This window comes from Peribacillus sp. NPDC097284 (assembly GCF_044761765.1).
In the GTDB taxonomy this organism is placed as follows: Bacteria; Bacillota; Bacilli; order Bacillales; family DSM-1321; genus Peribacillus.
In genome coordinates, this window is the sequence record NZ_JBIWCZ010000002.1 from 242,498 (window position 1) to 256,225 (window position 13,728).

Sequence of the window (13,728 nt, forward strand, 5' to 3'; positions counted from 1 at the left end):
TATAATCAATTACAGGAGAATTGTCACATTATCGAGCATGCATCGGCACAATTCTTCCAGGTTTCGTTATTCATTTAGTTTGTCAATATCCTTGCTTTTTAAGACAACTAAAGGTAGAATTTAAAGATAAGATTTAATCGCTCTGAGCGGGGGGATTTAACATGGCATCTGAAATGCTTGTCAATCATCGAGAAAAAGCTTTTGCTTTATTAAAGGCAGATGCTGACAAGATTCTAAAATTGATAAAAGTTCAAATGGAGAATCTCACTATGCCTCAATGTCCTTTATATGAAGAGGTACTGGATACTCAAATGTTTGGTCTATCACGGGAAATTGATTTTGCTGTACGATTAGACCTAATAGAGGAATTGGAAGGCAAATCTCTTTTAGAGACACTCGAAAGAGAATTGTCAGTATTACATGAAGCATCATTAAAAAAATAATATATAGCACATACTAACTCAAACAAATCTCGATGATTGTTTGAGTTTTTTATTTGTATACATAATCAAATGAATAGGTTATACTTATTTTAAAAGTGTTATACTAATAGGACGGAACATTCTTTGTTTAGTCCTTTTTATGTTTTTATATTAGTAATGATGTATCAAATTCATTCACAACATTTAATATTCTACAAAACTTGAATACGGTTACTGATCCAATGGCACTAAGACAAAAAGTGGATTGAAAAATACTTTTAAATATAAACGAAAGAATTTTTTATTTTTTTATTGTATTCAGTTTATTTTAGTATTATGGTTATATTAATTACTTATTAAAGTGAAAAGTACGAAAAGTTGGTATATCATAATAATAGTAATTATTTAAAAATTTCGCTTTATTCTTTTTCATTATTCACTTAATGAAATGGACGTTTAAGTTATCTCTATTAATGGAGAATGAAAAGTTGTGATATCTCTCACACTTTTTTTCTATATATTTATAAAAATACATATTGATTAGGGTGGTAGCAATGGTTAAACGTATAGAAAAGGTACTTGCGGCAAATCGCGGGGAAATTGCGATTCGAATTTTTCGGGCATGTACGGAATTAGACATTTGTACAGTTGCAATCTATTCCAAGGAAGATTACGGATCCTATCACCGCTATAAGGCTGATGAAGCATATCTGGTTGGTGAAGGTAAAAAGCCGATCGATGCATATTTGGATATTGAAGGGATTATTGCGATTGCCAAAATGAGTGGAGTTGACGCTATTCATCCTGGTTATGGCTTCCTTTCAGAAAATATAGATTTTGCTAAACGTTGCGAAGAAGAGGGAATTATCTTCATCGGACCTGAATCAAGGCATTTAGATATGTTTGGGGACAAGGTAAAGGCTAGAACACAAGCTGAACTGGCTGGTATTCCGGTCATTCCAGGCAGTGATGGACCAGTAACAAGCGTGGAAGAAGTAAAAGAATTCGGTAAGAAGTACGGCTTCCCGATTATTATAAAAGCCTCACTTGGTGGAGGCGGACGCGGCATGCGTATTGTCGAAAAACTTGAAGAAACCGAAGAAGCATACAATCGCTGTAAATCTGAAGCGAAAGCAGCCTTTGGGAATGATGAAGTATACGTAGAGAGATACATTAAAAATCCAAAGCATATCGAAGTTCAAATCTTGGCAGATTCTCATGGTAATACCGTTCATTTATATGAACGTGACTGCTCGGTGCAAAGACGTCATCAAAAAGTCGTTGAAGTTGCTCCTTCAGTTTCGCTTCCGGAGAGCCTTAGAGAAGAGATTTGCGAGGCTGCAGTCAAATTGGCCAAAAATATTGACTATGTCAATGCTGGGACAGTGGAGTTCCTTGTGGCAAATGGTGAATTTTATTTCATTGAAGTCAATCCAAGGGTTCAGGTAGAGCATACCATTACCGAAATGATTACAGGAATCGATATTGTTCAATCGCAAATCATGATTGCCGAAGGCCATGAACTACATGGTAAAAAGATCGCCATTCCAGAACAAGCGGGCATTAAAACAAATGGGTATGCAATCCAATCAAGGGTGACAACCGAAGATCCGTTGAATAATTTTATGCCTGACACTGGAAAAATGATGGTTTACCGTTCAGGTGGAGGATTTGGCGTACGTTTGGATGCAGGTAATGGATTCCAAGGTGCAGTGATTACCCCATATTATGATTCCTTGCTAGTCAAGCTTTCAACACATGCACTATCATTTGAGCAGGCTGCTTCCAAAATGGTGCGTAACCTGAAGGAATTTAGGATTCGAGGAATTAAAACAAACATCCCATTCCTTGAGAATGTTGTCAAACATAAGAATTTCATTACGGGCGAGTACGATACTTCATTTATCGATTCAACGCCTGAATTGTTTAACTTCCCAGTCAGAAAAGACCGTGGAACAAAAATGCTTTCATATATCGGCAATGTAACGGTGAATGGTTTTCCAGGTGTGGAAACGAAGAAAAAACCGGTCTTTGACCCAGCACCGATTCCGGATGTCAAGAATCTGCCGCTTACTCCAGGTACGAAGAATATTCTAGACGAACGAGGAGCAGAAGGCCTGGTTAACTGGATTAAGGAACAGAAAGAAGTATTAATTACGGATACGACTTTCCGTGATGCACATCAATCATTATTGGCTACAAGAATTAGATCAAAGGATATACTGGACATTGCAGAGCCTACGGCAAAATTACTTCCAAACCTATTTTCCATGGAAATGTGGGGCGGGGCAACGTTTGATGTAGCCTATCGCTTCTTGAAAGAAGATCCATGGGAGCGTTTGTTAAGTTTCAGGAAAAAAGCGCCTAATGTCCTGTTACAAATGCTTTTAAGAGCTTCCAATGCAGTGGGTTATAAAAACTATCCCGACAATGTCATACAGGAATTCGTTGAGAAATCAGCGGCGGCGGGTATTGATGTCTTCCGGATCTTCGACAGCTTAAACTGGGTAAAAGGGATGGAAGTGGCTATTGATGCTGTCCGCCAATCTGGTAAAATTGCCGAAGCGGCCATTTGTTACACAGGTGATTTGAATGATTCATCGCGCAGCAAATATAATATAGAATACTATAAAAACATGGCGAAGGAATTGGAGCATGCAGGTGCTCATATTCTAGCTATCAAAGATATGGCAGGTCTTTTGAAACCGGATGCGGCTTACCGTCTTGTATCGGAATTGAAGGAAACGACTTCTCTACCTATTCATTTGCATTCGCATGATACGAGCGGAAATGGTATCTTTACGTACTCAAAAGCCATTGAAGCAGGAGTGGATATTGTGGATACGGCGATTGGCTCGCTTGCAGGCTTAACTTCGCAGCCAAGTATTCAAACCCTTCATTATGCACTGGAGGGATCGGGTAGACAGCCTAAACTTGAAGTGGATTCACTTGAACGTCTAGGAGAGTATTGGGGAGAGGTACGGAAGTTCTATAAAGACTTCGAAAGTGGCATGAATGCACCCCACACGGAAGTTTATAAGCATGAAATGCCAGGTGGACAGTATAGTAATCTACAACAGCAGGCTAAAGCAGTAGGTCTTGGAGATCGTTGGCATGAAGTGAAGGAAATGTATCGACGCGTCAATGTCATGTTCGGAGATATCGTTAAAGTGACACCATCTTCAAAAGTTGTAGGCGACATGGCCTTATTCATGGTACAAAATAGCCTTTCGGAAGAGGATGTCCTTACAAAGGGTCAAGCCATTGATTTTCCTGATTCCGTTATTGAATTATTCGAGGGGTACTTGGGACAACCAACGGGAGGTTTTCCAAAGGAACTTCAGGAAGTTATCCTGAAAGGGAAAAAACCGATTACAGTTAGACCAGGTGAACTACTGGAAGCTGTAGATTTTGATGCATTAAGAGAAGAGTTGTTCCGAGAAGTGGGACGTCCTGTCACAGACTTCGATGTGCTTGCATATGCCCTATATCCTAAAGTATTCTTGGATTATAATAAAACGAAAGAGTTATTCGGCGATGTATCCAACCTAGACACAGCCACTTTCTTATATGGCATGAGATTAGGAGAAGAAATCGAAGTCGAAATAGAAAAGGGGAAAACCCTTATCGTTAAATTAGTGTCAATTGGACAGCCATTGCCTGATGGCACACGGGTTGTGTATTTTGAATTGAATGGTCAATCTCGTGAAGTCATCATCAAGGATGAGAATATTAAATCGTCCGTGCAAACCAAAATCAAGGCTGACACCAAAAATAAAGAACATATTGGGGCTACGATGCCTGGTACGGTCATCCGCGTTGTCGTCGAAAAAGGCGATCAAGTCAAGCAGGGTGATCACCTGATCATTACAGAAGCCATGAAAATGGAAACAACTGTACAAGCACCTTTCTCTGGTACAATTAAAGACATTTATGTTAAAGACGGAGAAGCCATCAGTACAGGTGATCTATTGATTGAAATAACTAAGTAACTCTAAGAGAGTCAGAGACTAGCTTTGAAAGAGGGCGCACGGATGGGATAACATCTGGAGTGCCCTCTTTCAGGCTATCCTTTTAACAGGTATACAAAAAGCCATCATTTTGAATGATGGCTTTTTGTATACCTGTTATTGTTTGAAAAGTCAGACGTCATCTGGCAGGAATGGTCGGTGATACAATTCCCTCATCTCGTTCATTAATAGAAGAAACTTGATTCTCCTTTTCAATAAGTAATGCGTTTTTCTTGCTTCTTGTAGTGAGAAGAAGCAAATAGCTCATCACCCCGAAAAAACAGGCTATAAATAAAGCATGTGCCAATGCAATGTATAGATTTTGTTTAGAAAAGATAATGAAAGCTCCGGCGGTTACTTGTAAAAAGACTAAAATGAATGCTGCATTCCAACCACCATATATGACCCGTTGATGTTTATAGTGTTTATGTGCCAAAAAGGTAGCGTAGGAAACCCATAAGAAAATCATCCCTGCTATCGCCCTATGACCCATTTGTATCCATTCATAGGTGTTAGTAGGTAGGAAGGTTCCATTCCCACATAGAGGCCAATCTTTACATATAAGACTAGATTCAGTATGTCTTACGAGAGCACCGGTATATACGACCAGTAAACAAAAAATCAAAATGCCGGTAATGTGAAATCCCATTCTTTTGTCAACAATCAGTTTATCAGCCTCAAACTTCTTGTCCACTTCGAAAATCAATAGGGTTAATAAAAATACGGAAGCAAAGGATATAAGGGAAATACCAAAGTGGAGAGCCAAAACAAAATCAGATTGAGACCAAAGAACTGCAGCAGCTCCTATTAATCCTTGAAGAACTAGGAAGCCGAATGAAAGAATCGATAGAAAGCGGGCTTCGCGAATATGACCTATTTTTCGCCAAGACATAACTGATAAAAGCAGGACCATGAATCCGCCTACACCTGAGACAACCCGATGGGAGAGTTCAATAACCAATGCGAACGTAATTTTTTCGGGGATTAATTGACCATTACATAATGGCCATGATCTACCACAGCCCATGCCGGAATCGGTCTTTGTGACTAAGGCTCCCCCTATTAAGATAAAGAGCATTACAATCGTAGTTAAAACAGCAAACCATTTAAGTGACGATTTCACCAGTAGTCCCACCTTTTTCTTGGAGTCATATTAGTTAGTTTTATTAAATCCATACCATATTATCATATCATAATGTAATTGATAAATATTTGTAGAACCTCCTCGATATTACACAAAATAGTATGATTTTACAAGTTCGAAAAAAAGTGCATCCCTAAATGCTACCATCAATATGGATTGAAACTCAGAAGGGAATTTGATAAAAATTGAAGAAGTGGGGATGGTAAAAAAGAGTGAAATGGGGGAATATGTAGGATATTTCCATAATGATCGCCACATGGCGATTTAAGTGAAATTCATGATGTTTACAGTATTTTCATCGAAAAATAACTCGACACAATTTGGTCAAAAATTATTCGAAAAAATTTCACAAAAGCTTCCAAAAATGTGTTTTAATATATTGAAGAAATGATTTTACTAATTTTTACTGTTATGGATGAACACTATATAGTATAGTTGCTTTGAATGGTTTCTTAAATTTTCAATGATATAGGCAAAAAGTAAATTATTTACTTTTTGTTTGCGCTTCCTTGGTTACAAATATAGAAAAGTATGAAATAATGATTTATAGTTATGTACTAAGTGTGCTACCTTTTACTTTTGCATGTTTTTGAGTGATTCAAAGGAGGAAAACAAATGTCAGAAACAAGGGGTATGTCAGAAGCTGTCTTGAAGGACAGTAAAGCCACCCTTCAATCGGATATACCAAAAACTACAGCCTGGAAAGACTTTCTGGCACTTATTAAAGTGGGGATTGTCAATTCAAATATAATCACGGCTTTTACTGGGGTGTGGTTAGCGATTCACTTTGCAGGACTTAGCTTTTTTAGTAATCTTGATGTGGTGTTCTATACTCTTGCAGGCTCGGCTCTTATCATGGCTGGATCTTGCAGTTTTAATAATTACTATGATCGGGATATCGATCATTTGATGGAACGAACCAAAAACCGTCCTACTGTAACTGGAAAAGCACAACCTTCCAGGGTGTTGTTCCTAAGTTTTGGACTGATTATTACAGGACTTATTTTACTTGCCTTGACTAATATGACGACGCTATTGATTGGGGCGTTTGGCGTATTCGCCTATGTGGTTCTTTATACGATGATTTTCAAAAGAAGATTTGTTTCGAATACCATAATAGGCAGTATCTCGGGAGCGGTCCCACCCCTGATTGGATGGGCAGCGATCGATCCAAACCTTGATGTGATTGCGTGGGTTTTATTCGCTATCATGTTCCTTTGGCAGCCCCCACATTTTTACGCCCTTGCAATGAGGCGGGTTGAGGAATATCGGGCAGCTGGGGTTCCAATGCTTCCTGTTGTAAAAGGCTTTAAAAGGGCAAAAAAATCAATTATAGTATGGATCATTGCTTTAATGTTCATTCCATTCTTTTTAACTCCCTTAGGCACTCCATTAGTTGTCTTGGCCGCACTATTAAGTACCGGCTGGCTTATTTTGGGATTGAAGGGGTATAAAAAGAAAGATGATATTAAGTGGGCAACTTCCATGTTTGTATATTCGCTTAATTATATGACTATATTATTTGTAGCGATGGTTATCGTTACACTTATTTAAACTTAGTATACATCATAGGGTTGTAGCCCGTTTGTTAATGGGCTGCACCTTACTTGATAATAAATTGGACACTGACCGCTATACATATTATTCAGAAAAACATCATGAGATTCCATCCTTAGAGCGGTTTGATTCACTAGAGTAATCCTTAGTTTAGGGATTCTTTCTTTTAAAGAAATTGACATAGAGAGAATATTCGCAATAGCGCCCATTTTGAATTTTGTGAGAAAATTTTGATGAAAGAGGGGTTTCTGAAGCTATGAAAAAAAGGCTGCACAAATGGCGCCTAATTGCTTTGCTGGGTATAGTAGGACTTGTCCTTTCGGGCTGCGGTGAACCATTCCTATCCACGCTGAAGCCAGCTGGCGATGTTGCGCAAACACAGTTTGATTTACTGGTATTGAGCACATTAATCATGGTACTGGTGATTATTGTAGTAATCATTTTATTCGTTGTAGTTTTATTCCGCTTCCGCCGAAAGAAAGGCGACGAGACAATACCGAAACAAATTGAAGGAAGTCACAAACTCGAAATTATTTGGACTGTTATTCCTATCCTTCTTTTGATTGTTCTGGCTGTTCCGACTGTCGTTACCACTTTTGACTTAGCTGACACTAGTGCAATGGATAAGAAAGATAAAGATGGAAAAACGAAGGATGCTTTGGTGGTCAACGTTAGGGCAAACCTTTATTGGTGGGAATTTGAATATCCAGACCTAGGTGTAATTACCAGTCAGGATTTGGTCGTTCCGACTGATCAGAAAGTTTATTTCAATTTGACAGCTTCAGATGTTAAACATTCATTTTGGATTCCGGCTGCCGGAGGGAAAATGGATACGAACACTGATGGAGTCAATTCATTTTTCTTAGAATTCGATAGCGAAAAGGCAGAAAATTCTAACGATTTATTCTATGGGAAATGTGCTGAGCTTTGCGGGCCATCCCATGCATTAATGGATTTTAAGGTCGTTACGAAATCAAAAGCTGACTTCGAAGCTTGGACTAAAGATATGAAGACTGCAAAAGCACCTGTGGCAAAAGGGGATGTTGCTAAGCAAGGGGAAGAGGTCTTCAATAAAAGCTGTATCGGATGTCATGCGGTTACCCCAAATGACAGTAGACCTGAAGCAGCCCGTCAAGCTCCAAACCTGGCTACATTCGGCGAACGTGAACGAGTGGCGGGAGTATTGGATCACACGGAAGAAAACGTGAAAAAATGGATCAAAAATCCTGAAAAGTATAAACCGGGTAACACAATGACCGGTACTTACGGCGAGCTTTCTGATTCAGAAATTAATGCACTGACAGCTTACCTTTTAGAGCTCAAGGTGGAAGAAAAATAGAACATTGATTAAGGAGGTTAAATCGTGAGTACGCACGCTAATAAAAAAGGTTTTGGCGCTACGATTTGGGATTACCTAACTACGGTAGACCATAAGAAAATCGCCATTTTATATCTAATTGCAGGCGGATTATTCTTTGTGATCGGCGGTTTGGAAGCAATGTTCATCCGTATCCAGCTGGCAATCCCGAATAATGATTTTGTAAGTGCCGGGTTTTATAACGAAATATTGACCATGCACGGCACGACGATGATTTTCCTGGCGGCCATGCCGTTGGTATTTGCGGTAATGAACGCGGTTGTGCCGCTACAAATTGGGGCACGTGATGTTGCGTTCCCATTTTTAAACTCATTAGGTTTCTGGTTGTTTTTCTTCGGGGGTATCTTTTTAAATCTTTCATGGTTTTTAGGTGGAGCCCCTGATGCAGGCTGGACATCTTATGCATCTTTATCCCTTCACTCTGAAGGGCATGGTATTGATTTTTATGTACTGGGACTACAGATTTCCGGTTTGGGAACCTTAATTGCAGGGATTAACTTCCTTGTGACCATAATCAATATGCGTACGCCAGGAATGACCTATATGCGTATGCCACTATTTACATGGTCAACATTTGTTGTTTCTGCATTAATATTATTTGCCTTCCCACCACTTACTGTTGGGCTAGTATTAATGATGTTTGACAGGATGTTCGGAGCCAACTTCTTCGATGTGGCAGCCGGGGGGAATACGATTATTTGGGAGCATTTATTCTGGATATTCGGTCACCCGGAAGTGTATATCTTGATCTTGCCTGCTTTTGGTATATTCTCTGAAATCTTTGCAACTTTTTCGAGAAAAAGATTATTCGGTTATTCATCCATGGTGTTTGCAACCGTCTTAATTGGTTTCTTAGGTTTCATGGTATGGGCACATCATATGTTCACCACTGGTTTAGGACCTATTGCAAATGCAATCTTTGCCGTTGCCACTATGGCAATTGCGGTACCTACCGGTATTAAGATTTTCAACTGGATCTTCACGATGTGGGGCGGAAGTGTGAAATTCACGGTTCCAATGCTTTATGCCGTCGCCTTTATCCCTTCCTTCACAATGGGTGGCGTGACAGGTATCATGAATGCAGCTGCACCAGCTGATTACCAGTTTCATGATAGCTATTTCGTCGTTGCCCATTTCCACTATGTAATCGTCGGTGGGGTTGTATTGGGTTTATTGGCGGGGATTACGTTCTATTGGCCGAAAATGTTTGGAACGATGTTAAATGAAGGCTTAGGGAAAATCACTTTTTGGACTTTCTTGATTGGTTTCCATTTAACATTCTTTATTCAACATTTCCTTGGTCTAATGGGGATGCCACGTCGTGTATTCACATTCTTGGATAACCAAGGACTTAATACAGGAAATATGATTAGTACAGTAGGGGCTTTCCTAATGGCATTTGCTGTCATCGTTTTAGTCATAAATGTTATCATTACGTCTGTTAAAAACGTCAAGGTCGGCAATGATCCTTGGGGAGATGGCCGTACTCTTGAATGGGCCATCCCATCACCGCCGCCATTCTACAATTTCAAGCAACTTCCGCTTGTCCGCGGGTTAGATCCATATTGGGTCGAGAAAATGGAAGGTAAAAAGGAAATGACGCCAGCAGAGCCACTTGGTGATATTCATATGCCTAATAATTCTATCCTTCCTGTAGTAATGTCATTCGGTTTATTTGTAGCCGCATTTGGTGCTTTATATAATATGGATGATAAAAATTGGACCTTGCCTGTAATCATAATCGGGCTTTTGATTACATTTGGTTCCATGTTCATACGTTCTGTCAAAGACGACCATGGATATCATATTCATAAAGAAGACCTTATGGATGATGATGATAAGGAGGTTAAGGCATAATGCAAGCAGATGAAAAATTCACGGATGCTACTTGGCCTGCTTCTCCTGAGAAAGCGACTTTAGAAGGTAAAAATAAATATTTAGGATTCTGGTTGTTTCTTGGTGGAGAGACGGTATTATTCGCTTCACTTTTTGCTACGTATCTTGCATTAAAGGATAAAGTTCCTAATGAAAATGCAGCACTGGCAAAAGATCTATTCGAATTACCTCTTACGTTTGTTGCGACCATGCTTTTGCTGACTAGTTCATTAACAAGCGTGTACGCAATGTATCACATGAAAAATAATCATTTTAAACAAATGCAAGCTTGGATCGTTATCACTGTGGCATTAGGTTTTGGTTTCCTCGGTCTTGAGATTTATGAATTTAACCACTATGTTCATGAATTTAAGCATACTTTTACTAGTAGTGCATTCGGTTCGGCGTTCTATACGTTAGTCGGATTTCATGGAGGACACGTTGCCTTCGGTTTAATGTGGTTCATATCCCTGATGCTCCGAAATGCGAAAAGGGGTTTGAATTTATATAATGCCCCTAAATTTTATGTGGCAAGTCTTTACTGGCATTTCATTGACGTTGTTTGGGTATTTATCTTTACAGTCGTATATTTAATGGGAATGGTGGGATAACTGATGGCGAATGAACAGTCAAATTCAGCAAACCCGAATGTCGATTTAAAATATCGTCGTAAGAAAAATGCTGAAGAGATGAAGCATCAAGTAATTACTTTTAGTCTTATGATTTTCTTAACTTTAGTGGCATTTGCCGCTGTAGGAATAGAAGGTTTTTCACATTGGTTCATTAAGCCAGTCATTTTATTGCTGGCAGTTATACAAGTCATTTTCCAGCTTTATTATTTTATGCATATGAAGCATAAAGGTCATGGCACTATTACATTGTTTCTCTTTTCCGGCCTTGCAGTCGGGTTGATTACAGTGCTAGCTTTTATCACGATTGTCTGGATATGATAGATAGGGACCGGCTATTTTTAAAATAGCCGGTTTTCTTATAATTATCGCCCAGTAAAATCCAGGTTTATCTATATTTGTTACTGCGGTTTATTTTAGGTATAATAGAAGGATAGTAATGGAAAAAAGTTTACGAACGAGGTGATTTTATGTCTATTGATATTTTTGGCTTTCGTGCTTTATGGAGTCCATTTTACTTTGCCGTCCTCGTACTTATTACCATTGGCTATTTTTTGATGGTGACAAAGTACAGGAATAGATTTGAGGATAGTTCACCGGTTCCCTTGAAACAGGTAGTCTATTTCTTAATGGCCATGATTCTTCTTTATGTGGTCAAGGGGTCGCCTATCGATTTGCTCAGTCATATCATGTTCAGTGCACATATGTTTCAAATGGCACTGCTTTACTTGGTGATACCTCCCTTATTTATCATTGCGATACCCACATGGGTGTGGAGATCTTTAATAGATATAAGGGGAATGAAGTCGCTGTTTCGCTTCTTCACGAAGCCTCTCTTTGCACTTATGCTATTTAATGTTCTTTTTTCGCTGTATCATATCCCATTGGTATTCGATTTCATCAAAACTGGCATGTTGGTCCATGCAGGCTATACGGTGATTTTATTTGTGACAGCTGTTTTGATGTGGTTTCCTTTGGTTAATCAGCTTCCTGAATATGAAAGCCTTTCGGGGGTTAAAAAAGTAGCATATATTTTTGGTAGTGGCATTTTAATGACCCCTGCGTGTGCATTGATCATTTTTGCCGATTATCCAATGTATGATACGTTCACTAATGCTGAATCTTGGGCTAGTGCCATGGAACTGTGCGTGCCTGCATCGGCATTGTCAGGCCTGACGCTCAGTGGTCCAGAAATGTTTAATGGGCTGCCTTTGCTTGAAGACCAACAGCTAGGTGGAGTATTGATGAAGGTCATTCAAGAAATCGTTTTAGGATATGTTTTAGGTGTCATTTTCTTTGCTTGGTTCAAGAAGGAGAATGGCGGTGAAAGCGAAATTGACCCTATTCCTACAGATTTCCAGACTGTAGAATGATCATTTCGTGAAAGACTTGTCTACTGAGTGGACAAGTCTTTCATTTGCCTTGTTAGGGGTTTCCGGTATTCTTACTTCAAAATATAGGCTAAACATGAAACCGAAGGAAAGGCTAGTTATTTGACTTGGTTTTTTGATAAAAGTGAGCATTGTGTTAAGTTTGCTTGCTTTTATTGAATTTTATGAATACCTCTTATAGAATAATAGATGATTAATAAATATAGAGAGGACTACATCTTATGTCTTTACCGATTCTTCCAACAATTAGCACAGCTTTCATTGTATTAAGTTCAATCACGGTTGCAATAGGCTGGTACCAAATTAAACAGCGCAGAACAGAGACACATAAAAAGACCATGATAGTGGCCGCGATTTTTGCGATAATTTTCTTCACTATCTACCTTTCTCGTACGATTTTCGTTGGTAATACATCTTTCGGAGGACCGGATGATATTAAAATTTATTACACGATCTTTTTGATTTTCCATATCACACTTGCGACTACCGGGGCAGTACTTGGAATCATTATGCTGACAACAGGTTTAAAAGGTAAGTATGCGATTCATAGAAAAATCGGTCCTACGACTAGCATTATTTGGTTTTTCACTGGAATCACTGGTTTGGCCGTTTATCTTTTACTATATGTCATTTATCACGGTGGAGAGACAACATCACTGATTAAAGCGATTCTTGGATCATAAAACTAAAAAAGGCCTGATGTGTAAAAACATCAGGCCTTTTTGATACAAGAAAAGAGGGGTGTTCAGAGATTCCTCTCTTCTGTTTGTTCAGTTTCCAGTCACTTTTACAGTCCATTAAATTGTGTAAGTTCCTCTTTAACCTGAGCCAGGATTTTTTCACACTGTTTCACTAATGAAGGGGGGAAGAACTCTCCTTCTCCATATTCAATGCCATGTGGATAATAGTGTTTTCCTAAAAGTGGAACCATTAGTTTCATTGTGGCCCTATGAGCCCCCACATCACCTTCGACGGCATAGCCTAGTATACGCAGATAAAAAGTGCCTTCTCTCAATTCGAATTTACGGTCATAACTTACTCTCTCATAGTCCCATTGTTCGGCACGTATTAAACCGTATTCCGGCATTAGGTCATCTAATCGGTTTAAGTCGGCTGTGATGTTCTCAATTCCAAAGCTTTCAAATTTCACGAGTAGTACCTCCTATTTTTGCATTTGGGAATTAAAATGACATACAAGGAAAATATTATGTAGTGAAAGTAACGAAAATTCCCCAAGCATATTTATAATATACCATTTTATCCTATATTTTATAATAGTATGAAATGATGGAAGTTGCAATGAACTCGACATTGTATTTTTA

11 protein-coding genes are annotated in these 13,728 nt (G+C 38.9%); 9 read left to right on the forward strand and 2 right to left on the reverse strand.

The genetic code is table 11. The features are described from left to right. Positions 1-161: 161 nt before the first annotated feature. Together ACIQXU_RS06975 and pyc are read left to right on the forward strand one after the other, a co-directional pair. A complete protein-coding gene (locus tag ACIQXU_RS06975) occupies positions 162-443 on the forward strand; it encodes an Fpa/YlaN family protein (RefSeq protein ID WP_402868108.1) in 282 nt (93 codons plus the stop codon). 533 nt (positions 444-976) lie between these two features. Then, complete coding sequence (gene pyc, locus ACIQXU_RS06980; protein WP_402956168.1) at positions 977-4,414, forward strand: pyruvate carboxylase; 3,438 nt, start codon at positions 977-979, stop codon at positions 4,412-4,414. A gap of 157 nt (positions 4,415-4,571) precedes the next feature. Here the strand turns inward: pyc and ACIQXU_RS06985 are convergent, their stop codons facing one another. Then, a complete protein-coding gene (locus tag ACIQXU_RS06985) occupies positions 4,572-5,555 on the reverse strand; it encodes a COX15/CtaA family protein (RefSeq protein WP_402868112.1) in 984 nt (327 codons plus the stop codon). Between the two features lie 636 nt (positions 5,556-6,191). On the opposite strand from ACIQXU_RS06985, the gene cyoE reads away from it, so the two are divergent. The 7 genes from cyoE to ACIQXU_RS07020 all read left to right on the forward strand — a co-directional run bounded on the left by cyoE (position 6,192) and on the right by ACIQXU_RS07020 (position 13,089). Further along, positions 6,192-7,130, forward strand: a complete 939-nt coding sequence (gene cyoE / locus ACIQXU_RS06990; protein WP_402987763.1) for a heme o synthase — start codon at positions 6,192-6,194, stop codon at positions 7,128-7,130. A gap of 259 nt (positions 7,131-7,389) precedes the next feature. Next, positions 7,390-8,472 carry a cytochrome c oxidase subunit II gene (coxB, locus tag ACIQXU_RS06995; RefSeq protein WP_402868114.1) on the forward strand — a complete coding sequence of 361 codons (1,083 nt, stop codon included), beginning with the start codon at positions 7,390-7,392 and terminating at the stop codon, positions 8,470-8,472. 24 nt (positions 8,473-8,496) lie between these two features. Beyond that, positions 8,497-10,368 carry a cytochrome c oxidase subunit I gene (gene ctaD, locus ACIQXU_RS07000; RefSeq protein ID WP_402956172.1) on the forward strand — a complete coding sequence of 624 codons (1,872 nt, stop codon included), beginning with the start codon at positions 8,497-8,499 and terminating at the stop codon, positions 10,366-10,368. Further along, positions 10,368-10,997: a cytochrome (ubi)quinol oxidase subunit III gene (locus tag ACIQXU_RS07005; RefSeq protein ID WP_402868118.1), complete on the forward strand. Its 630-nt coding sequence runs from the start codon at positions 10,368-10,370 to the stop codon at positions 10,995-10,997. The genes ctaD and ACIQXU_RS07005 overlap by 1 nt, the downstream gene beginning before the upstream one ends. 3 nt (positions 10,998-11,000) lie before the next feature. After that, positions 11,001-11,336, forward strand: coding sequence for a cytochrome c oxidase subunit IVB (gene ctaF, locus ACIQXU_RS07010; protein ID WP_402868119.1), 336 nt, complete (start codon positions 11,001-11,003; stop codon positions 11,334-11,336). Between the two features lie 149 nt (positions 11,337-11,485). Beyond that, positions 11,486-12,388, forward strand: a complete 903-nt coding sequence (ctaG, locus tag ACIQXU_RS07015) for a cytochrome c oxidase assembly factor CtaG (protein ID WP_402956174.1) — start codon at positions 11,486-11,488, stop codon at positions 12,386-12,388. A 239-nt stretch (positions 12,389-12,627) separates the two neighbouring features. Further along, entirely contained in the window at positions 12,628-13,089 is a 462-nt protein-coding gene (locus ACIQXU_RS07020; protein WP_402868122.1) for a DUF420 domain-containing protein, read from the forward strand. Positions 13,090-13,193: 104 nt separating this feature from the next. On the opposite strand, the gene ACIQXU_RS07025 is transcribed toward ACIQXU_RS07020, so the two are convergent. Continuing rightward, positions 13,194-13,556 carry a YugN family protein gene (locus tag ACIQXU_RS07025; protein WP_402868123.1) on the reverse strand — a complete coding sequence of 121 codons (363 nt, stop codon included), beginning with the start codon at positions 13,554-13,556 and terminating at the stop codon, positions 13,194-13,196. Positions 13,557-13,728 lie beyond the last annotated feature (172 nt).

Excerpts from the sequence above, each read along its gene's own strand:
- ACIQXU_RS06975 (WP_402868108.1), top strand. The coding sequence starts at position 162 with ATGGCATCTGAAATGCTTGTCAATCATCGAGAAAAAGCTTTTGCTTTA.
- pyc (WP_402956168.1), top strand. The coding sequence starts at position 977 with ATGGTTAAACGTATAGAAAAGGTACTTGCGGCAAATCGCGGGGAAATT.
- cyoE (WP_402987763.1), top strand. The coding sequence starts at position 6,192 with ATGTCAGAAACAAGGGGTATGTCAGAAGCTGTCTTGAAGGACAGTAAA.
- coxB (WP_402868114.1), top strand. The coding sequence starts at position 7,390 with ATGAAAAAAAGGCTGCACAAATGGCGCCTAATTGCTTTGCTGGGTATA.
- ACIQXU_RS07005 (WP_402868118.1), top strand. The coding sequence starts at position 10,368 with ATGCAAGCAGATGAAAAATTCACGGATGCTACTTGGCCTGCTTCTCCT.
- ctaF (WP_402868119.1), top strand. The coding sequence starts at position 11,001 with ATGGCGAATGAACAGTCAAATTCAGCAAACCCGAATGTCGATTTAAAA.
- ctaG (WP_402956174.1), top strand. The coding sequence starts at position 11,486 with ATGTCTATTGATATTTTTGGCTTTCGTGCTTTATGGAGTCCATTTTAC.
- ACIQXU_RS07020 (WP_402868122.1), top strand. The coding sequence starts at position 12,628 with ATGTCTTTACCGATTCTTCCAACAATTAGCACAGCTTTCATTGTATTA.